This is a genomic window from Paenibacillus sp. 1-8, from assembly GCF_056316205.1.
Window position 1 is genome coordinate 4743579 of record NZ_CM149995.1, and the last position, 21422, is coordinate 4765000.

20 protein-coding genes and 2 rRNA genes (1 of these 22 only partly in view) are annotated in these 21422 nt (G+C 47.8%); all 22 read right to left on the reverse strand.

From position 1 onward, the window contains the following. Nucleotides 1–17: 17 nt before the first annotated feature. Nucleotides 18–209: a preprotein translocase subunit SecE gene (gene secE / locus AC0WRU_RS21930; protein ID WP_044647199.1), complete on the reverse strand. Its 192-nt coding sequence runs from the start codon at nucleotides 207–209 to the stop codon at nucleotides 18–20. A gap of 22 nt (nucleotides 210–231) precedes the next feature. Beyond that, nucleotides 232–381: a 50S ribosomal protein L33 gene (gene rpmG, locus AC0WRU_RS21935; RefSeq protein WP_023990562.1), complete on the reverse strand. Its 150-nt coding sequence runs from the start codon at nucleotides 379–381 to the stop codon at nucleotides 232–234. 333 nt (nucleotides 382–714) lie between these two features. Beyond that, nucleotides 715–1359 carry an RNA polymerase sporulation sigma factor SigH gene (gene sigH, locus AC0WRU_RS21940; RefSeq protein WP_025685947.1) on the reverse strand — a complete coding sequence of 215 codons (645 nt, stop codon included), beginning with the start codon at nucleotides 1357–1359 and terminating at the stop codon, nucleotides 715–717. Nucleotides 1360–1535: 176 nt separating this feature from the next. Continuing rightward, on the reverse strand, nucleotides 1536–2057 hold the full coding sequence (locus AC0WRU_RS21945) for an NYN domain-containing protein (RefSeq protein WP_025685948.1): 522 nt from the start codon (nucleotides 2055–2057) through the stop codon (nucleotides 1536–1538). 4 nt (nucleotides 2058–2061) lie between these two features. Further along, entirely contained in the window at nucleotides 2062–2808 is a 747-nt protein-coding gene (rlmB, locus tag AC0WRU_RS21950) for a 23S rRNA (guanosine(2251)-2'-O)-methyltransferase RlmB (RefSeq protein ID WP_025685949.1), read from the reverse strand. A 60-nt stretch (nucleotides 2809–2868) separates the two neighbouring features. Further along, entirely contained in the window at nucleotides 2869–3327 is a 459-nt protein-coding gene (locus AC0WRU_RS21955; protein ID WP_025685950.1) for a Mini-ribonuclease 3, read from the reverse strand. Continuing rightward, nucleotides 3324–4727 carry a cysteine--tRNA ligase gene (gene cysS / locus AC0WRU_RS21960; protein ID WP_476126280.1) on the reverse strand — a complete coding sequence of 468 codons (1404 nt, stop codon included), beginning with the start codon at nucleotides 4725–4727 and terminating at the stop codon, nucleotides 3324–3326. Before cysS ends, AC0WRU_RS21955 begins: the two co-directional genes overlap by 4 nt. Before the next feature lie 24 nt (nucleotides 4728–4751). Then, nucleotides 4752–5432 carry a serine O-acetyltransferase gene (cysE, locus tag AC0WRU_RS21965; RefSeq protein WP_025685952.1) on the reverse strand — a complete coding sequence of 227 codons (681 nt, stop codon included), beginning with the start codon at nucleotides 5430–5432 and terminating at the stop codon, nucleotides 4752–4754. Between the two features lie 485 nt (nucleotides 5433–5917). Beyond that, entirely contained in the window at nucleotides 5918–7378 is a 1461-nt protein-coding gene (gene gltX, locus AC0WRU_RS21970) for a glutamate--tRNA ligase (protein WP_476126281.1), read from the reverse strand. Nucleotides 7379–7402: 24 nt separating this feature from the next. Next, nucleotides 7403–7894, reverse strand: a complete 492-nt coding sequence (gene ispF, locus AC0WRU_RS21975; protein WP_025685954.1) for a 2-C-methyl-D-erythritol 2,4-cyclodiphosphate synthase — start codon at nucleotides 7892–7894, stop codon at nucleotides 7403–7405. Then, nucleotides 7891–8589, reverse strand: a complete 699-nt coding sequence (ispD, locus tag AC0WRU_RS21980) for a 2-C-methyl-D-erythritol 4-phosphate cytidylyltransferase (RefSeq protein WP_476126282.1) — start codon at nucleotides 8587–8589, stop codon at nucleotides 7891–7893. The genes ispF and ispD overlap by 4 nt, the downstream gene beginning before the upstream one ends. Nucleotides 8590–8659: 70 nt before the next feature. After that, nucleotides 8660–9745: a PIN/TRAM domain-containing protein gene (locus AC0WRU_RS21985; protein ID WP_476128697.1), complete on the reverse strand. Its 1086-nt coding sequence runs from the start codon at nucleotides 9743–9745 to the stop codon at nucleotides 8660–8662. A gap of 192 nt (nucleotides 9746–9937) precedes the next feature. Continuing rightward, a complete protein-coding gene (gene pssA / locus AC0WRU_RS21990) occupies nucleotides 9938–10684 on the reverse strand; it encodes a CDP-diacylglycerol--serine O-phosphatidyltransferase (RefSeq protein WP_476126283.1) in 747 nt (248 codons plus the stop codon). 54 nt (nucleotides 10685–10738) lie between these two features. After that, nucleotides 10739–11815, reverse strand: a complete 1077-nt coding sequence (gene disA / locus AC0WRU_RS21995) for a DNA integrity scanning diadenylate cyclase DisA (protein ID WP_476126284.1) — start codon at nucleotides 11813–11815, stop codon at nucleotides 10739–10741. A gap of 12 nt (nucleotides 11816–11827) precedes the next feature. Beyond that, a complete protein-coding gene (gene radA, locus AC0WRU_RS22000; RefSeq protein ID WP_025685959.1) occupies nucleotides 11828–13201 on the reverse strand; it encodes a DNA repair protein RadA in 1374 nt (457 codons plus the stop codon). Nucleotides 13202–13515: 314 nt separating this feature from the next. Then, nucleotides 13516–15960 (reverse strand): ATP-dependent protease ATP-binding subunit ClpC, encoded by a 2445-nt coding sequence (gene clpC / locus AC0WRU_RS22005; protein WP_476126285.1) that lies wholly within the window; start codon nucleotides 15958–15960, stop codon nucleotides 13516–13518. A gap of 44 nt (nucleotides 15961–16004) precedes the next feature. After that, on the reverse strand, nucleotides 16005–17069 hold the full coding sequence (locus AC0WRU_RS22010) for a protein arginine kinase (protein ID WP_476126286.1): 1065 nt from the start codon (nucleotides 17067–17069) through the stop codon (nucleotides 16005–16007). A 29-nt stretch (nucleotides 17070–17098) separates the two neighbouring features. Continuing rightward, on the reverse strand, nucleotides 17099–17623 hold the full coding sequence (locus AC0WRU_RS22015; RefSeq protein ID WP_025685962.1) for a UvrB/UvrC motif-containing protein: 525 nt from the start codon (nucleotides 17621–17623) through the stop codon (nucleotides 17099–17101). A 63-nt stretch (nucleotides 17624–17686) separates the two neighbouring features. Further along, nucleotides 17687–18151: a CtsR family transcriptional regulator gene (locus AC0WRU_RS22020; RefSeq protein ID WP_476126287.1), complete on the reverse strand. Its 465-nt coding sequence runs from the start codon at nucleotides 18149–18151 to the stop codon at nucleotides 17687–17689. A gap of 569 nt (nucleotides 18152–18720) precedes the next feature. After that, nucleotides 18721–19908: a GNAT family N-acetyltransferase gene (locus AC0WRU_RS22025; protein WP_476126288.1), complete on the reverse strand. Its 1188-nt coding sequence runs from the start codon at nucleotides 19906–19908 to the stop codon at nucleotides 18721–18723. 164 nt (nucleotides 19909–20072) lie between these two features. Beyond that, nucleotides 20073–20189: ribosomal RNA gene (rrf, locus tag AC0WRU_RS22030) — 5S ribosomal RNA — on the reverse strand. 153 nt (nucleotides 20190–20342) lie between these two features. After that, nucleotides 20343–21422 (reverse strand): 23S ribosomal RNA (locus AC0WRU_RS22035); it runs 1848 nt beyond the window's last position.

Below are 21422 nucleotides of genomic sequence, written 5' to 3' on the forward strand. Positions count from 1 at the left end.
GCCACCTGGAACCCTTCCTAGATAATCGCTTCGATCGCAGCGGAAATGCCGATATCGAGAACCCAAAAATAAATCGTGACAAACGCAATCGTCCCAATGACAATCAGCGTATAGTTGGTCAGTTCTTTACGATTGGGCCAGCGAACCTTCTTGAGTTCAGCCCAGCTTTCAGAGAAAAAGGAAAACAGAGACTTGAAACTGCGTTTCACGCCGACTACACCTCCAAAAAAACTATCTGGTTTCCCGATGAGAAGTCTGTTCGTTACAGGACTTACAGAATTTCTTCATCTCCATGCGGTCGGGGTGATTACGCTTGTTTTTAGTCGTTGTGTAATTTCTTTGTTTGCATGTTGTACAAGCCAAAGTAATAATTACCCGCATGATGTGCACCTCCCGAAGACATCCAACACCGGAAGTCTCATAATTGATCCTAAAAAAAACCGCGAATTTAGGCCTACCTAAAACACTTTATCACACGCGGTTTTCCATGTCAACGAATGTTTGCACACATTTCGCAGTCCCGGCTGTGGTGCATTTTAACATCTGCTCATCCTTTAAAAATCATCTCTGAAAAACCTCTCCAAGATCCATGCGATATCTATTATTCATCTTTTTCAGTATAAATCATTCTTAACACATATAAACCTGCATATCCTGCCCTTAACGAATAAAAAAAGACTCGGACTCGAGCCTTTTCCCTGCCAGCCTCTACTTTCAGCTATCCCTTACTTCCAAATACTTTTCAAGTTTGCGCTTGACCCGTTGCAGCGCATTATCAATAGATTTCACGTGGCGGTCAAGGTCCTCGGCAATTTCCTGATATGAACGTCCGTCCAGATACAGCATAAGTACCTTCCGTTCCAGCTCGCTCAGAATCTCGGACATTTTGTCCTCAAGGCCTACAAACTCTTCCTGATTAATAATCAGCTCTTCAGGATCACTTACCTGCGTTCCGCAAATCACGTCCAGCAACGTCCGATCCGACTCTTCATCATAAATGGGCTTGTCCAGAGATACGTAGGAATTCAGAGGAATGTGCTTTTGTCGTGTGGCTGTCTTGATTGCCGTAATAATCTGTCTTGTAATGCACAACTCGGCGAAGGCCTTGAACGAAGCAAGCTTGTCTCCCTTAAAATCACGAATAGATTTGTAGAGACCAATCATGCCCTCCTGAATAATATCCTCGCGATCAGCGCCGATCAGGAAGTAGGATCTGGCCTTGGCCCGCACGAAGTTCCGATATTTATTAATCAGAAACTCCAGTGCCTCCCCATCACCTTCATGGACTGCTCCGACAATGTCTTCATCAATTTTGTAATCAAACTTTGACAACATGATATCCTTGAGGTCCACACTCACTAACAATCCCTCCGGCTGCAACGCAAGATACCCGTTACTCTCTCAAATATAGGACAAGTATACGCGATGCAACCTGATACCGTCAACCACAACAGCCTAAAAAAGAAGAGCACTAACAAAATTGTCAATGGTTTCAAAATGGAGAACTGTCCAATTACTGGATTTTTTTCTCTAGACTATTCTCTTCTCCAGCGCTCAAACAGCTTTCGAAGCTCCGGGCTTAGCTTGGCATCCAGCGAATTGCGGGACAATTTGGCGCTATCCTGCTCTATCCGCTTTTTCACTTCCTTTTCAGATTCCTCAATCTCAATCAAAAGTTCACGCGCCGACACCCTGAGCGCTCCTTGTCCAAAAGCGACATGTTGTTCCACCTGATCACTTGTTGCTACATAAATGCTTCTTCTTCGGCTGCTTAGCTCCCGAACCAATCGCTCGATACACTCGTCAGCGGTCTCTTTTTCTTTGGTAAAATAAATCTGGACTTTACTTTGGGCATACGTTTTACCCAATCCTGGCACCCGGTAAGCATCAAATACGACGATGACTCTTCTGCCGGAATACGCCTGATGATCCGCGAGTCGTTCAAGCAGTCTGTCCCTCGCTTCCTGCATACCAGATTGTACCAGTGCGGAAAGTTCGGGCCAGGCTCCAATCACGTTGTAACCGTCCACAAGCAGAACATCCCGCGTGTCAGCCATATCATCAGCCCCGTGCCTGTCGTCCGCGCAACACTTCGTACATCACGACACCTGCGGCTACAGAAGCATTCAGGGAATTGATTTGCCCAGCCATCGGCAGCTTAACGAGTACGTCACATTTCTCACGGATCAAACGGCCTATCCCTTTATTTTCGTTACCGATGACGATAGCTACTGGCCCTGTGAATACACCATTTCCAAAAACCGGGTCCGTAGCTGTCACATCTGTGCCGACTACCCATACGCCTTCCTCTTTGAGACGGTCGATGGTTTGCCCCAAATTGTTCACACGCGCCACAGGAACGTACTCAACCGCCCCCGCCGATGTTTTGGACACCGTTACAGTTACTGCCGCCGAACGTCTTTTCGGCACGATTACTCCATGTGCCCCTGTGCAGTCTGCTGTCCGAAGGATAGACCCCAGATTATGCGGATCTTCAATCTCATCCAATAGGATCAAAAACGGCTCTTCTCCCTTACTACGGGCAGTTGCGAGCAGTTCTTCCACTTCAACGTAGGCAAAAGGTGCAGCCTGTGCAACCACTCCCTGATGCTGTATTCCCGGAACCATTTGATCAAGCTTACGCTTGTCCACCTGTAACACAATGATCCCCGCTTTTTTAGCCTCAGCCGTAATGGGCAATGTCAGGTGCTTTTGTGCATTATCCGCAATCCATATTTTATTTATCGTTCTGCCTGAGCGAAGCGCCTCCGTTACCGAATGCTTACCGGCAATCCATTCTTCTTCCATATCTAGCTTCCTCCCGGGAAAACGGCCAATGCTCAATACATTTGATCCGCTCGTTCCCAATTAAGATTTTTCTGTATTTTCCATTTGTGCAATGCCGTACGTAATCAATTCTCTCATTCTGTCCAAACGTCCGTCACAATAAAGAAAACCGAACAGTCCCTCCAGCGCAGTAGCATGACGATACTCAAGCACATCAGCATTTTTGGGCAGGCTTCCTGACTTGGCATTTCTTCCTTGTCTAACAATATCACGTTCTTCCTCCGTCAGTACCGTCTCCAGCAGCGTGAGCATACGACTCTGCGCCTTGGCAGAGACTAGCCCTGTGGCTCGCCGATGTAAATGGTTCGGGCGCAGATTGGGCTGCGCCAGCAAATATTGCCGCACCGCGACCTCATACACGGCATCGCCAATGTAAGCCAGCGCAATCGGCGGCATCAGGCGGGCCGGCTTGGACGCAGGATACGGGAACCAGTTTCCCGCACCTTCCGAAGCTCCCGCGTGCAATGGCTTATCACTCATTTTCGCCGCCACCGCATACCCTGTGCTGTATCCTCAAGCACGATTCCTTTGGCAGCCAGCAGATCGCGAATTTCATCGGCTCTGCCCCAGTTCTTGGTTTTGCGTGCCTCGACACGTTCCGCAATCAACTGTTCAATTTCATCATCCAACAATTCTTCTCTCCGTTCCGCATAAATACGAAGTACGTTGTTCATCGTATGAAAGGTATGCAATACAGCCTTCAATTCCGCCTGATTTACGACATCGCGCTGCAACAGATGATTCGCTTCGCTAACCCAGTCAAATACAGCAGTAATCGCGTCAGGTGTATTGAAATCATCATCCATTTTTTCGCCAAACTGCTGCAAGATCCCATCAAGCTTGGCTTGCAGTTCCACTGACACTTCCCTGTTGCCTTCCAGCGCATTGGCTAAACGATGCTTCACGTTGGTAACTGCATTGGCAATTCGTTCGACACTATTCTCCGCCTGACTCATAGTCTCTTGGTTGTAATTCAACGGATTCCGGTAATGAGTCGAAAGCATAAAATAGCGTACAGCCTCCGGCTTGTGACGAGCGCGCAAATCTTTTACCAAAATACCATTACCGAGTGATTTCGACATTTTTTCATTATCAATGCGAATATATCCGTTATGCATCCAGTAGCGAGCTAATGGCTTACCCGTAATCACCTCGGATTGTGCGCATTCGCATTCATGATGCGGAAATTGCAAATCCTGTCCGCCCCCGTGAATATCCAGCGTATCCCCCAGATAGTGGCGGACCATGGCAGAGCATTCGATGTGCCAGCCCGGGCGACCGTTGCCCCAAGGACTCGACCAATAAATTTCTCCCGGCTTAGCAGCCTTCCAGAGTACAAAATCCTCAGCGTTTTCCTTACGTTCATCCACATGAATGCGAATCCCGAACTGAAGCTCCTCCAGATTCTGACCCGACAGCTGACCGTAGCATTTGAATTTTTTGGTCCGATAGAACACATCGCCATCATTTTCATAGGCATAGCCTTTATCTACCAATTCTTTGATAAAATCAATAATCAGATCCATACTCTCGGTTACACGGGGATTCATGCTGGCTGCAGGGACATTCAATCCCGTCAAATCCTCATGATAGGCCGCAATAAATTTTTCGGCAACGGCCGAAACATCCATACCCAGTTCCCGAGCCTTGCGGATTAATTTATCATCGACATCCGTAAAATTCACCACATAATTCACGTCATAGCCCAAATACTCCAGATAGCTGCGCACCACATCAAACACAATAACAGGTCGTGCGTTGCCGATATGAATGTAATCATACACGGTAGGTCCGCATACATACATTTTAACCTTTCCAGGCTCGAGTGGCACAAATGGGTTCCGGCTTCTCGTCATTGTATTATAAATTTGAAGCGGCATCGTTATGTTCCTCCCTAATGAAAATCATCCTTGTATTTTATTCTCTTGGGCCACCTGATGTTTCTGAGCGGATCGCCCATCCTTCAAATCAGATATTTCTGCACGCAATCGTTCTATTTCCAGTTGAAGCTCCCGTATAGAATCCACGACCGGATCGGGTAGCTGGTGACTAAGCCGTTCTGGACGTCTACCGTCCTGTCTGACAACCCGTCCCGGGATACCCACCACCGTACTGTTTGGCGGTACCTCTTTTAGCACAACCGAGTTGGAGCCAATGTTGGAATGCGCCCCAATCGTAAAAGAGCCTAATATCTTGGCCCCGGAGCCTATAACCACATTATTCCCAATGGTAGGGTGACGCTTCCCTTTCTCTTTACCCGTCCCTCCAAGAGTGACCCCCTGGTATAATACGACATCATCACCAATCTCACAGGTTTCCCCAATGACAACTCCCATGCCATGGTCAATGAACAGCCGTTTTCCAATAGAAGCACCGGGATGGATTTCAATTCCTGTCATAAACCTAGATACATGAGATATAACACGGGCCAGAATACACCAATTTCGCAGATAAAGCCAATGTGCGATTCGGTGTGCCCAAAGTGCATGAACACCGGGACACGTAAAAATAACCTCCAGCTTGCTTCGGGCAGCCGGATCATTATCCAAAACAGTCTGAATGTCGGATTTAATATGTCTGACCATGTCGCCCCTCCTATTTCCTTCATTTCCTTGCCGCTCTCCACACCACTCCGCGTTTCGCCAATTTTCGCATTCGTCAGCACACTTCGACATTTTTCACCTTTAACGAGCTTGAGTCTGATAAAAATGAAAAAGCGCCTCCGCAGCCTAAGCTGCAGAGACGCATGAACGTGGTCCCACTCTGCTTCAGGCATACCTGCTGCATATAAGCAGAAAAGCCTGTCTTTGGCGTCCGGTAACGAGAACGACTCGGCACACCCTTGCCATATCAGCAGTCGACGCTAATTAGGGTTCAGGCGCACGGCTCCCAGGTGCATTTCCTCCGCAGGTCATCTGGACGGCTTCCAGCCCCGGGGTTCCCCTCGGCCGTCCTCTCTGGCAAATGCCCTTATGCAGTGTACTTCTCCTGTTCTCAGCCTTTACACGTAAATATCAATCCGTATCAATGGAGTCATTATAGCGAAAAGACAACAAATTGACAAGAAATATCAGCCTTTAATTTGTGCCTTGAGACGGTCCAGCACCTTGTCACGTCCAAGCAGGAAGATCGTTTCGTTCAAATCGCGTCCATGCGTTTGACCTGTAAGGGCCACACGAATCGGCATGAACAACTGTTTCCCTTTAAAACCGGTTTCCTTTTGAACTTCCTTGATCAGCTTGGCCATTTGTGGAGCGGTAAATTCCTCGCTCACTTCAACCTTGCCAGCAAAGGCTTTAAGCACTTCAGGAACCTGCTCTTCGGCCAGCACTGCTGCCGCTTCAGCATCAAGCTCCAGATGCGAACGGAAAAACAGTTCAGACAAAGCCACAATGTCGGACGCAGAGGTCATTTGTTCCTGATATAAGCGAACAAGAGCCTTAGCCCAATTCTGCTGTTCCTCCGATAATTCATTCGGTAACAGCCCCGCTGCTTGCAAATGAGGAATCGCCATACCAGCAATCCGCTCAGGATCGGCTTTTTTAATATAATGATTGTTCAGGTAAGCCAGCTTGTGCGTATCAAAGACAGCCGGACTTTTAGATAAACGATTGGGATCGAAAACCGAAATCAATTGCTCCCGGTCATAAATTTCTTCTTCGCCTTCCGGGGACCAGCCCAGCAGCGCAATAAAATTGAATATAGCTTCTGGCAAGTAGCCCAACTTGTCGTACTGCTCCATGAACTGAATAATGGACTCGTTGCGTTTGCTAAGCTTTTTGTGATCATCGCCCACGATCAATGTCATATGACCGAAGATCGGAGGCTCCCAGCCAAGCGCTTCAAAGATCATCAATTGTCGCGGTGTATTGGAGACATGGTCCTCGCCCCGCAGCACATGCGATATTTTCATCAAATGATCGTCAACCGCCACTGCGAAGTTATATGTCGGAATACCGTCTTTTTTGACGATAACAAAATCGCCGCTTTCCTTCGAATTAAACGTGATTTGGCCTTTGACCATATCATTAAACGTATATTCGCGATCTTCTGGTACACGGAAACGGATACTTGGTACACGACCCTCCGCTTCGAATGCCTGACACTGTTCCTCCGTCAGATCACGGTGTTTCCCGGAGTAGCGTGGTGTTTCCCCGCGTTCCGTCTGTTCTTCACGTTCGCGTTCCAGTTCTTCTTCGGTGCAGTAACAGCGGTAAGCCAAGCCACGATCCAGCAGGTCCTGCCAATACGTTTTGTATATATCCAGGCGCTCGGTCTGACGGTAAGGTCCATACTCGCCCCCGACATCCACGCTTTCATCCCAATCCATACCCAACCATTTCAGATATTTAAGCTGGCTTTCTTCCCCGCCTGCAATATTACGTTTCACATCTGTATCTTCAATACGGATAATAAATTTGCCACCTTGGTTCCGAGCATACAAATAATTAAATAATGCCGTTCTGGCATTTCCAATATGCAGATGCCCTGTTGGGCTTGGGGCATAACGTACACGAACTTCCGTGCTCATAAAATCTCCTCCAAATCTAAGTTCTCAAGATGATAGCATACCCTTAACAAGACAGACAACCGATTGAGCTGCGATCCCCTCACCCCGCCCAGCAAAGCCGAGCTGCTCTGTCGTAGTCGCCTTGACGTTCACCTGGGAAGGGTCCTCCGCTTCCAGCGCACGAGCGATTACTTCATTCATCTGCGGGATGTAAGATGCCATTTTGGGCTTTTGTGCAATAATCGTAGAATCAATATTCCCCAATCGATATCCTCGCTCTTTGGCCAAACTCCATACATGCTCCAGCAGCTTGAGACTGTCGGCATCCTTGAATTCCGGGTCGTTATCCGGAAAGTGCTTCCCGATGTCCCCCAGACCAAGCGCGCCCAGAATGGCATCGCTAATCGCATGCAGCAGCACATCAGCATCGGAATGACCCAGCAATCCCTTTTCATAAGGAATATTCACGCCCCCGATAATGCAAGGTCTTCCTTCCACCAGCTGGTGGACGTCAAACCCTTGTCCCACTCTGATCATCTGATATCCTCTCCCTCTGTCTTTACCCATAACGCCGCCATATCCAAATCCTCAGGCGTGGTAATTTTAATATTTTTGTAGCTGCCCTGAACCACAGTGACCGGAATCCCCAATCGCTCCACCAGCATAGAATCGTCTGTCCCCAAAAATCCTGCCTGCTCCGCTTTCTCATAGGCCCGCAGCAGATCGGAAAGACGAAAAGTCTGTGGCGTTTGAATACTCCACAGACTTCGGCGATCCGGCGTTGCTGTAATGATACCATCCCCGTTCACTTGCTTGACTGTATCCTTTACAGGCACCGCCGCTACAGAAGCACCGGTACGCATAGCTGTCTCCAGGCATGAACGTATAAGCTCAGGCTGAATGAGTGGACGCACACCATCATGCACCATCACCCAATCTGCTTGCAGGTGGCTCAGACCGCGATATACCGAATGCTGGCGTTCACTGCCTCCAGCCACCACCTGTACGTCCTTGCCGATCCGGTATTGACGAATCCACTCTTGGCAGCGCTCGACATCTTCCGCCCCCGTCACCATCACCATTTCATCCACTTCGGGCATGGCTGCGAATATTTCAAGTGTATGTATGAAGATGGGCTTGTCCCGCAAAAGCAAAAATTGCTTGCTCTCCGGCGTTCCCATACGGGAGCCGCGCCCGGCCGCCACAATGACGACTCCTACCCGATTGTTCATTGAAATGACTCCTGCCTTGATCGCATCTGGACGATCCGTATGATTACACATCTACTTCATCATACCGCGTTTATTGAGCTTTTTCCAATAATTTCGGTTTGGCAAAAATCATACGGCCCGCAGAGGTCTGAAGTACGCTCGTTACCAACACCTCCATCAGAGAACCAATGTAGTCTCGACCGCCTTCCACAACGATCATTGTACCATCATCCAGATAGGCCACACCTTGCCCATGCTCCTTGCCGTCTTTGATAATCTGCACCATAATTTCCTCACCAGGCAGCACTACAGGCTTTACAGCATTTGCCAAGTCATTAATATTCAGCACCGATACACCTTGAAGCTCGCACACCTTATTCAGGTTAAAATCGTTCGTTACCACCTTACCCTGTAGCACCTTTGCCAGCTTGACCAGCTTGCTGTCGACCTCTGAAATCTCCTCAAAATCGCCTTCATAAATCAATACATTTACATCCAACTCTTTTTGAATCTTGTTCAAAATATCCAGACCTCGCCGCCCGCGGTTACGCTTGAGCAAATCCGACGAATCTGCAATATGCTGAAGCTCCTCCAGCACAAATTCGGGAATAACAATCGTTCCTTCGATAAAACCCGTCTTGCAAATATCCGCAATACGTCCGTCTATAATAACGCTGGTGTCCAAAATTTTATGTTCCTCCAGCTTGCGTTCTTCCACACCGGTACCTCGACCAAAAAATCCCGAACTCCAAAATGAGGACAGCTCGTCCCGCTTTTCCAGTCCGACCATCACACCCACATATCCGCATACGATGGTGACGGCCGTTTGAATCAGTTGACCTGGTGCCCCCAGCCATGACAAGAGCGGGTAAACTGCTAAGGAAAGGATCAAGCCCACCGCTAATCCAATCGCACCTGCCATCATCTCATTCATTGGAATCCGTACCAAACCTTCGATCCCCTGGTGTAAACGATTCGCCACAGCTGTTCCGGCGAGCGAACATCCAGCCATAAATAACACAGCTCCCGCAATCATCCAAACAGCCATTCCCGGTAACGAACCATCACTCAACCACTCGGGCAGCCATGATACGATACCTCCTACCCGATGGTATAACGTATAGCCGAACCATGCTCCGCACAATCCTGTAAAAGTTAAAATAGCCTTTCTCCACATCAAGTCTCTATACCTCCTTTGTTTTCTTTTTACATCCTGATATTTATTGGATATACATCACTTTCCTTACCAGTATGATCCAATTCTCACGCAACTAACCCTATGTTTTTGATTTTTTATGCATAAAAAAAAGCATCTATCTCCCTGAAATGATTCAAGGAAATAAATGCTCATTTGTTTTCTCGCTTAATTCTAATGCTGTGAATGACGATATTGATCATCCTGTTCTTCCTGAGTGGAACGTCCCCGTCCGCGCCCACGTCTACGTGACAGCTTACGGATATTAAGTTTCATGCCATACAATGCATACAGCACCAACGGTACGAAAATCAGCTTCGATAATTGATCCGGGAATTTAACTGCCAGTACAACGGCAGCAACCACAACCCATGGAGCGATCCAGATCGCTTTCTTCGGAAGGCCCACCTTTTTTAAATTCGGATATTTCATCGAGCTGACCATCAAATAAGAGACAAGTAGCATCGCAACCGACATGTATAACATGGAGACATCATTATGAAACAAAGATAAAGTCGCCAGCACTCCACCTGCTGCCGGAATCGGCAAGCCTGTAAAATAACCCGGTATACCGGGACGTACATTAAAACGAGCCAAACGTAACGCTCCGCACATCGGAAAAATAGCCGTAACCGTCCAGGCCAAAGCCGAATTAGCATCATGAAAAGCAACCATGTACATAATAACTGCGGGAGCTACACCAAAAGATATCATATCTGATAAGGAGTCCAGTTCTTTACCGAATTCGCTCTGGGCATTTAGCGCCCGGGCCATTCGTCCATCCAGTCCGTCCAACAACATGGCGACAATAACCATAATAGCGGCAAGACTGTATTTTCCGTCTACGGCCAATAAAATGGCGATCATTCCGAGAAACAAGTTACCCAAGGTACACATGTTCGGAATTGATTTGGTAATCATCTCTTCACCTCAATGTATGAATTGTTCCATTATAATCCTTTCACTGTATTACATTTACATTTGCCTGTCAATGAAAACTTGTTCCTGCAATCGTTTGAGTCCCTCTTTAATGGTACGCGCACGGACTTCTCCAATGCCATCTACTTCATCCAGTTCTTCAATCGTCGCTGTCATAACATGCGGAAAACGTCCAAACCGCTCCACCAGATTGTGAATGATCACATTCGGTAGACGTGGTATCTTGTTCAGCACCCGATAACCGCGCGCCACGATATATTCTTCTGATGTCGCAGCCGAAGACGGGTATCCCAGCAAACGCACAATATGATTTGCATCCAGCAGGTCATCGTCCGTGGAACGCTTGAGACCCAATATGATGCCACGAATTTTCTCATCGCTATCGTCTTTGGCATAATCCTTATACAGTAGCCAAGCCTCTTCCTCGATATTACTGACAAGCTCATCCATCTGCATGCAAATTAAACGGCCCTCATTCCCAAGCTCGTTAATAAATCGTTTGATTTCCATTTTGATGCGCAGCACCATTTCGATCCGTTGGATAACATTTACCACTTCGGGCATGGTCACTAATTCTTCAAATTCGGAGGCCGTCAAATTCGTCGAGGCTTGCCCCAACACAGATCTATACTTTTCCAGCGTCTGAATGGCCTGATTGGCTTTGGTTAAAATAACTCCAATTTCCTTGAGCGCATATCTCAGCGTTCCCTGATACAATGTAATAATATTACGCCGCTGAGAAATAGATACGACTAACTTGCCAGTTTGCTTGGCAACCCGCTCCGCTGTCCGGTGACGAATACCCGTTTCAATCGATGAGATAGAAGAATCAGGAATCAATTGCGTATTTGCGTATAAAATCCGTTTCAAATCCTCGCTCAGTATGATGGCACCGTCCATCTTAGCCAGTTCATACAAATAGTTCGGCGAAAAATCACAGTTAATCGAGAAGCCGCCGTCCACGACCTCCATTACCTCCGGGCTATAGCCAACGACCAGAAGAGCGCCCGTTTTGGCGCGCAGCACGTTTTCCAGTCCGTCGCGAAAGGGAGTTCCCGGTGCCACAAGCCGCAGCAAATCATTCATTTTATCCAGTTGGCTCGCTTCTTTCATTCTCATTGCCCCCTAATCTAATGCGGCTGCCAATGCATCTGCCACCGTTCCTACTCCTACAATTTGTATCCCTTTCGGATGCGTCCAGCCCTTCAGACTCTTCTCCGGCATAATCACCCGTTTAAAACCGAGCTTCTCTGCTTCACGCACACGCTGCTCCGCTCTGGATACAGCACGCACCTCACCCGTCAGCCCCACCTCGCCAAAAATCACATCGTACGGCTTGGTAGGCGCATCCCGAAAGCTGGAAGCAATACTCACCGCTATAGCCAGGTCCACCGCTGGTTCATCCAGTTTTACGCCCCCGGCCACATTTAGATACGCATCCTGATTTTGCAAAAACATACCCATCCGCTTTTCCAACACGGCTATAATCAATCCCATTCGGTGATGGTCAACCCCTGTACCCATTCGACGCGGAGAAGGAAAATGTGTAGTCGCAATCAGCGCTTGCAGCTCAACTAATACAGGTCGGGTCCCTTCCATACTGGCGACGACTGTGGAACCAGCCACCCCCAGAGGTCGTTCGGACAAGAACAGCTCGGAAGGATTCGACACCTCACGCAAGCCGCTTTCAGCCATTTCAAAAATACCAATTTCATTCGTAGAGCCAAAACGATTCTTAACCGCACGCAACAGCCGATACGTATGATGGCGCTCTCCTTCAAAATAAAGCACGCAATCGACCATATGCTCCAACAGACGCGGGCCTGCAATGGCCCCTTCCTTTGTCACATGTCCAACCAGCACCGTTGCAATCCCTAATCCCTTGGCAATCCGCATAAAACGTGAAGTACATTCCCGTACCTGTGCTACACTCCCCGGCGCACTCGTCACCTCAGGCAAATATACAGTCTGGATAGAGTCAATCACCAGAAACTCCGGTTTCAAGCTGTCTACCGCTTCTTCAATCGTCTCCAAATTCGTCTCACATAATACGTATAGGTTGGGGGACAAGGCACCGAGACGGTCAGCACGCAGCTTCGTCTGACGAACGGATTCCTCACCTGACACATAAAGCACCTTTAAACCGGTTAAAGCCAGCTCATTTGATGTCTGTAGCATAAGGGTAGACTTTCCAATCCCCGGATCACCGCCCACCAGAACGAGTGAACCCGGCACCACGCCTCCTCCAAGCACGCGATTCAATTCGCCAATTCCCGTCAAAATTCGTGCTTCTTTGCCACTCTCCACCTCGATAATAGGGAGCGGTTTATCTTTTGTGCTATGAGTAAGAAGGGAAGAACCCAGTCCTTGAGTTTTAACAACGCTTTCCGTTTCCTCCACCATGGAATTCCATGCCTGGCATCCGGGACATTTTCCATACCATTTGGGCGATTCATAACCGCACTCCGTACAGGAAAATTTAGTTTTCACTTTAGCCATACTTTATTCCTTGGCTCCTTATATGACAACGATCAATGTCGGATTTATCATCACACAGCCCGGAAAGAGCTGTAATAATAAAAGTTTACCATTGAAGCTTGGCGGACGTAAAGCGATATCACAAACTTTTCCAAAGCACTTATCCGACCACTCCACAGTGCTTTATACGCAAAAAGGGTGCCCTCGCCACAGCTTTTCAGCCTGCGAGACACCCTTTCTAACCACTTTTATTGTGCTAACCTATCGTACCTCTGTCCTTTTTGGGCAAAAGCCGATGATTATCATTAACTTTTATTGCCTGCTCAGTACAATGTTCAGGACTTCGCGGATACGTTATCCTTTTTCGTAACGGTCAACGCACCATTCTTCTCATCAATAAAGAGAGAATCGCCTTTAGTGATATTACCCGACAACAGCTCCTCGGACAGACGATCCTCGATATGCTTCTGGATTGCACGACGCAATGGACGCGCACCATATGCCGGATCAAAGCCTTCCTTCGCAAGGAATGCCTTAGCCTTGTCTGTCAACTCAAAATCAACCTCGTACTCATTCAGACGCTTACGCAGCTCTTCGGACATGAGCGACACGATTTCGGCGATATGTTTTTCTTCGAGAGAATGGAAAACGATAATTTCATCAATCCGGTTCAAGAACTCGGGACGGAAGCTTTTCTTCAGTTCATCCATCACTTTGCCCTTCATGTTATCGTAATCCGCTCCAGCGTCCACAACAGCTGTAAAGCCCAGCGTTGAGTTGCGTTTGATCGCCTGTGCACCCACATTGGATGTCAGGATGATAAGTGTGTTGCGGAAATCGACGACACGACCTTTGGAATCCGTCAGACGTCCATCTTCCAGCACTTGCAGGAGAATGTTGAACACTTCTGGATGTGCTTTTTCAATCTCATCCAACAGTACGACAGAGTAAGGTTTACGACGTACCTTCTCAGTCAATTGACCGCCTTCTTCATATCCAACATATCCTGGAGGCGCTCCTACCAGACGGGACGTGGAATGCTTCTCCATGTATTCGGACATATCGATTCGGATAACCGCATTTTCATCTCCGAACATGGATTCAGCCAACGCGCGTGCCAGTTCGGTTTTACCAACCCCGGTTGGACCGAGGAAAATAAAGGAGCCGATTGGACGCTTCGGATCTTTCAGTCCGGCACGTGCCCGGCGAATAGCCCGGCTAACTGCCTTAACTGCTTCATCCTGCCCAATGACCCGCTCATGCAACAACTCTTCCATGTTCAGCAAGCGATGCGTTTCTTCCTCTTTCAGCTTGCTGACCGGAACACCTGTCCAGATCGCAACGACCTGAGCAATATCCTCCGGTGTTACTTCGGAATCTGTACGTCCCTGTTGCTCTTTCCATTGGTTTTTCGTAACATCCAGCTCTTCACGAATTTTCTGCTCTGTATCACGCAGTGCAGCCGCCTTTTCGAACTCTTGGCTTTGTACAGCCGAATCCTTTTCCTTACGGATATCTTCCAGACGGTTTTCCAGCTGTTTCAGGTCTGGCGGTACCGTGTAGGAATTCAGCCTTACCTTGGAACCCGCTTCATCAATAAGGTCAATTGCTTTATCCGGCAGGAAGCGGTCGGTGATATAACGATCCGACAATTTTACTGCTGCTTCAATGGCTTCATCCGTAATTTTCACACGATGATGCGCTTCATAACGGTCACGCAGACCGTACAGAATTTGAATAGCTTCTTCTGGAGAAGGCTGATCTACCGTTATCGGCTGGAAGCGACGTTCCAAAGCGGCGTCCTTCTCAATATATTTGCGGTATTCGTCCAGCGTTGTTGCACCGATGCATTGCAGCTCACCACGTGCCAGAGCAGGCTTCAGGATATTGGAAGCATCAATTGCACCTTCCGCTCCACCAGCACCGATCAGCGTATGCAGCTCATCAATGAACAATACGATATTTCCAGCCTGACGAATCTCGTCCATAATCTTTTTCAGGCGATCCTCGAATTCACCACGATATTTGGTGCCTGCTACCACAGAACCCATATCCAGTGTCATAACACGCTTGTCACGCAGCGTTTCGGGAATCTCATTGGCAATAATCTTTTGCGCCAGTCCTTCGGCAATTGCCGTTTTACCTACCCCTGGCTCACCGATCAGAACCGGATTGTTCTTCGTACGGCGGCTGAGTACCTGAATTACACGCTCAATTTCCTTACTACGCCCAATGACAGGGTCCAGGTTGTTTTCCTTCGCAGATGCCGTCAAATCACGTGCCAAGCTGTCCAGCGTTGGTGTGCTGACATTAGCCGGAGCACCGTGATGGCTGGAAACAGCCTCGCTGCTGCCGAGCAATTGAAGCACTTGCTGACGTGCTTTATTCAGACTGATACCCAGGTTATTCAGTACACGGGCTGCTACACCTTCGCCTTCACGGATAAGACCGAGCAAAATATGCTCTGTACCTACATAGGTATGGCCCAGCTTACGAGCTTCATCCATAGACAGCTCGATAACCTTTTTGGCGCGTGGAGTATAGGCAATGTTCGTCGGTTGTTCTTGACCGCGTCCAATCAGCGTTTCCACTTCATCCTGAATTTTTTCCAGTCCCAGCCCTAAACCAATCAAGGCTTTCGCTGCAATTCCTTCACCTTCACGAATGAGGCCGAGCAAAATGTGCTCCGTGCCAATGTTGTTGTGTCCCAATCGAACAGCTTCTTCCTGAGCCAAGGCAAGCACTTTTTGTGCGCGTTCCGTAAATCTTCCAAACATCATATATCCTGCACCTCCACAGTGTGTATTTCAGATCATTCTATATATTAAAGGGTTGTGCCTAATTTTTGCCGGATCAGCTTCGCCCGGTACATATCGCGCTCGTCGGTATTCATTTTATCTCCAAAGCTTTTTTGCAGAAATCCGGGTTGTGTCATCACATTCAGCTCATTCATCGCTGCGGTGGATGGACGCTCCAAAATCCCCAAGTCCACGCCAAGACGTACATCCGACAATCGCTGTGCGGCCTCCTTGGAATCCAGTACCGCTGCATATGACAAAATACCGAATGAACGCATCACCCGATCCGTAATCCGCAGCATGGACTCATTCATCAGCCGTTCCCTGGCGGAACGTTCGTGCTCTATAATTTGCAGCACGACGCCATGCAGATTTTCGATAATTTCCGCTTCGGTTTGTCCCAATGTAATCTGATTGGATACCTGAAACAGATTGCCGACCGCTTCGCTGCCTTCACCATAAATACCGCGAACGGTAAGACCTACCTGTGAAACAGCAGACAAAATGCGGTTAATCTGATGAGTCATGACCAGTGCGGGCAGATGCATCATCACTGAAGCTCTCATCCCTGTGCCAACATTCGTCGGACAGCTGGTCAGAAAGCCTCTACGATCATCAAATGCATAATCGACATGCGCCTCAAATGCATCATCAATAACCATAGCACGTTCCCAAGCTTCTCTAACCTGACATCCCGGATATAAGCACTGGATACGCAGATGATCCTCTTCGTTTATCATAACACTAACCGATTCATCATCGCTAATCAAAACAGCACCGTTACGAGATTCGTTCGCCAAATTAGGGCTAATCAAATGCTTCTCAACCAGCACCTGCTTGTCGATCTCATCCAACTCGGATATTTTCAGGGTATGAAAGGTACCAAAGCGTCCTAAATCATCATACTGAAGGATATCCGTCAAGCGTTGAAGTGCTTCTTCCGACTGCTGGTTGGTAGCAAGCATGGGAAAAGGCAGATGCTGCAAGTTACGCGCAATTCTCACCCGGCTGCTAATGACAATCTCTGAATCCGCAGCATCACCACGCATCCAATCACTTAGCGGCTTTTCCGTAAACCGGATATTAGGCATTACGCATCCCCTCCTACTCTTCACAAACTTTACTCTTCAGTCATTTCTTTTTCAAGCTCTCTGATTTGATCCCTAAGCTCAGCGGCTGATTCGAATTCTTCCTGTACAATATGTTGTTGCATCTCTTTTTTCAGATCGTCAATTTGCCGTTTAACCTTCAATCGACCTCCGGTGCGAACTGGAACCTTGCCCACATGGCTCGTACTGCCATGCACACGCTTGAACAACGGGTCCAGACGGCTGTCAAAATATTGATAGCACGACGGGCACCCAAAGCGCCCCAGCTTACTGAACTGTGCATAGGTCATGCCACACTCCTTGCATTGCAGGTTCTGCGGACCGCTATGGCCTGGCGACTGGCTCTTTGTACTGGATTCGAAATCCAGCATACCCGACAATAGGCTATGAATTGAAAAGCCATTAGGTGTACCAGGGATCATCTCCCCTTTTTCCTTCGCACACGTCTCACAAATATGAAACTCTGTCTTTTCGCCATTCACAATTTTGGTGAAATGCAAAGTTGCCGGCCGTTTATTACATTCTTGGCACAGCATAAAAGCACCTCCTTCAGCGTCAGGATTTTTACAAATCCCTACATCCAAATCTTGAATCACACGCTATCTGGCCACCAGCAACGAAATCAGCATAGCCTTAAGCAGCCTTGCCCGTAGCTGGTCACGATAGGGAAGTTTCAGCAATAATGTGTCCCTTGATAAAGCAGCCTTCATTAAAACAGCTTCCCTTTTGCTTAAAAAATGAGCTTCCTCCAGCTGATAAATCAGCCCTTCCGCTGCCGATTGACTAATTTCCTCTCCAATGCTTTGATGGAGATGGGTGTGGATCGCATGCTGTGCGGGCAGTTGAATTCGCTGAATGCGAATGTACCCCCCACCACCGCGCTTACTTTCCACCACATAGCCTTTTTCCAGCGTAAAACGGGTACTGATTACATAATTAATTTGCGACGGCACGCAGGAAAAGCGGTCAGCCAAATCATTACGCTGAATTTCCACTAAGCCTTTGGGACTTTCCAGCAATATGCTCTTCAAATATTGTTCAATAATATCGGAAACATTGCGCATTTCATCATCCTCCACTAACGGAAACGCAAATATTCAGTACATTTCACGCTCCACAGAGTCCGCCGTATATTGAACTTAACCAAACGGTAAAGTCACGAATCTAAGCCAGTAGCAGAGCTAATTCACCCTCCGTCCTCACCTAAAAACATCCCGTTTAGCTTCTAGTGTGACCTTTAATCGTAATAGACCATACACCTTTCCTCACGCTCATGAGATTACAGTGAATGTTTATCAACAAATCAGGTCTATCTTTTCATGCTGTGTTGGTGTCAATGTATTATATACGACTAAAAACTCAGCGTATTCACACCATTCTAATGAAGCACTACAGGCTCCATTGACTTTGACTTTCTTTGACTATAATCACATTATAGCACAAAATATATTTTTGCCAAGGGGTCAATATCATTTTTCGCAATCTAATTACATTTTATACAATATAAGAAAAACTCTTCCCTTTACGGAAAGAGTTCTGAAAAATATCGTAAAATCATCCACACCTTATAATAGGTATTTAAAGCTAAATTCCCTAAAAAATGAAGATTCAAGAGCATTTAAGAGCGTTACAATTAGAAAAAATCCAGCAAAAATGTTTGTGCTACCGGTATTACACGTTCTAATGCAGATACAGACTCGCCGCGCCCTTTAATACGACTCCACTTATACAGAGCATCAGGCCGCTGATAGCCAAGCATCAGGGTGGTCAGCGATTGGATACTCACACTCAAGTCAGTTTCTATACGGTCCTCGGAAGAACTGCTTGAATCCACTCTGTCCAGATGTCCTTGCCCTTCCACGTTAACCGTCAATGTCCATATTCCTTCATTCCATGGAGCATAATGATCTGTTAGATGTAAGGTCAAACGTGTTTCCTCTCCAATGGCCTCAAAAGGATATTTCTCCACAAAAGCAGCAGCATCTACAATGCGGCCCATAAAATAAGGCACTGTTTCCTGCTGAATTCGTGGATCATCCAGTAGAAATGGCAGATTATCATCGGCCGGAATGTAAATAAATTTACCTTGGGTTATCATCGAATCATGATTGGCAAAATACGTCCACAACGCCCGCCGTGCCGTTTCATTAATATATACCAGTTCGTCGCAATTCAATTGCTTATCTTCAATTTTGTATAAAGCATATCCCTGAGGATCGCCTGCTTCAGAGTAGTACACTGCGGTCCGGTAGTTTTTATTTAATGTCCGCTCTTGCCACCATTCCTTGTTTCGTACCAGTGTACCATTATAACGCGAAGCGTAGGCTTGATACACTTGGTCCAGCTCAGAAATATCCTTCACATCCCGTTTGACCGTACCTTCAGTTTTAAGCTTGGCAGGGAATTTATCGATCGGAATGATATACTTTTTGTATTCAATATACGTTTCCCATCCAAATTTACGATAGAAGGCAAAGGAGAAAGGATGTAAAAAAGAAAGACTCTGCCCCGCATCCTTCATCTCTTCAAGCGCATGCGTTAAAAGGCGTGAAACCAGACCCCCGCGCCGTTTTTCCGGCCACGTTGCCACACCAGCGATGCCCCCCATGTCAAAAACCTGACCTTGTATGTATACCTGTAGCGGTAACAAAGTCAGCTTCGCATTCAAGTCCGTTCCGTCGAATATCCCCCAAGTTTGTTCTGGTTTGAATTTCTTCTTCGATTTCTCCAGATCCTCCGGGGATAATGTGAACTGAAACGCATATTGAGACAACTCAATAGCGGCTTCAAATTCCTCACGTTGTAATTGCCTGATTTCCATAAGTTTGTCACCTCGCTCGCATACTTGGACTTCCACAAAAAGATCACACCTTTAGAGTGTCGCAAAGCCTTGGTTCTCTGTCAACCTTAGGAACAGATAGTTATAGTAAAAATGTACAAAAAAAGGACCACAATCTCAAGGAGATCATGGTCCTTCTTGCTTTTGCTTGGCGACGTCCTACTCTCCCAGGACCCTGCGGTCCAAGTACCATCGGCGCTGGAGGGCTTAACGGTCGTGTTCGGGATGGGTACGTGTGGAACCCCTCCGCTATCGCCACCAAACATGAATTTGCTGTGCAAATTCTACCGTAGGGTTATTCGCTTCATCACCTATTGTGTGAATGAATAGCCATGCGCTTGTCGTATGCATCTTCTACATACCTTCAAGGTGTTACACCCTGAAAACTGGATCCGAAACTCCATTGCGTCTTATCTTAGGATAAGCCCTCGACCGATTAGTATTGGTCAGCTCCATGCATTACTGCACTTCCACCCCCAACCTATCTACCTCGTCGTCTTCAAGGGGTCTTACATACTGGGAAATCTCATCTTGAGGGGGGCTTCACGCTTAGATGCTTTCAGCGCTTATCCCTTCCGTACATAGCTACCCAGCGGTGCTCCTGGCGGAACAACTGGTACACCAGCGGTACGTCCATCCCGGTCCTCTCGTACTAAGGACAGCTCCTCTCAAATTTCCTACGCCCACGACAGATAGGGACCGAACTGTCTCACGACGTTCTGAACCCAGCTCGCGTACCGCTTTAATGGGCGAACAGCCCAACCCTTGGGACCTACTTCAGCCCCAGGATGCGATGAGCCGACATCGAGGTGCCAAACCTCCCCGTCGATGTGGACTCTTGGGGGAGATAAGCCTGTTATCCCCAGGGTAGCTTTTATCCGTTGAGCGATGGCCCTTCCATGCGGTACCACCGGATCACTAAGCCCGACTTTCGTCCCTGCTCGACTTGTAGGTCTCGCAGTCAAGCTCCCTTCTGCCTTTGCACTCTTCGAATGATTTCCAACCATTCTGAGGGAACCTTGGGGCGCCTCCGTTACTCTTTAGGAGGCGACCGCCCCAGTCAAACTGCCCACCTGACACTGTCCTCGTACCGGATCACGGTACCAAGTTAGAACCTAGATACGATCAGGGTGGTATCCCAAGGATGCCTCCTCTCAAGCTGGCGCTCAAGTCTCTTAGGCTCCCACCTATCCTGTACAGATCGTACCCAAATTCAATATCAAGCTGCAGTAAAGCTCCATGGGGTCTTTCCGTCTTGTCGCGGGTAACCTGCATCTTCACAGGTATTAAAATTTCACCGGATCTCTCGTTGAGACAGCGCCCAAGTCGTTACGCCATTCGTGCGGGTCAGAATTTACCTGACAAGGAATTTCGCTACCTTAGGACCGTTATAGTTACGGCCGCCGTTTACTGGGGCTTCGGTTCATAGCTTCGCCCCGAAGGACTTACCACTCCCCTTAACCTTCCAGCACCGGGCAGGCGTCAGCCCGTATACT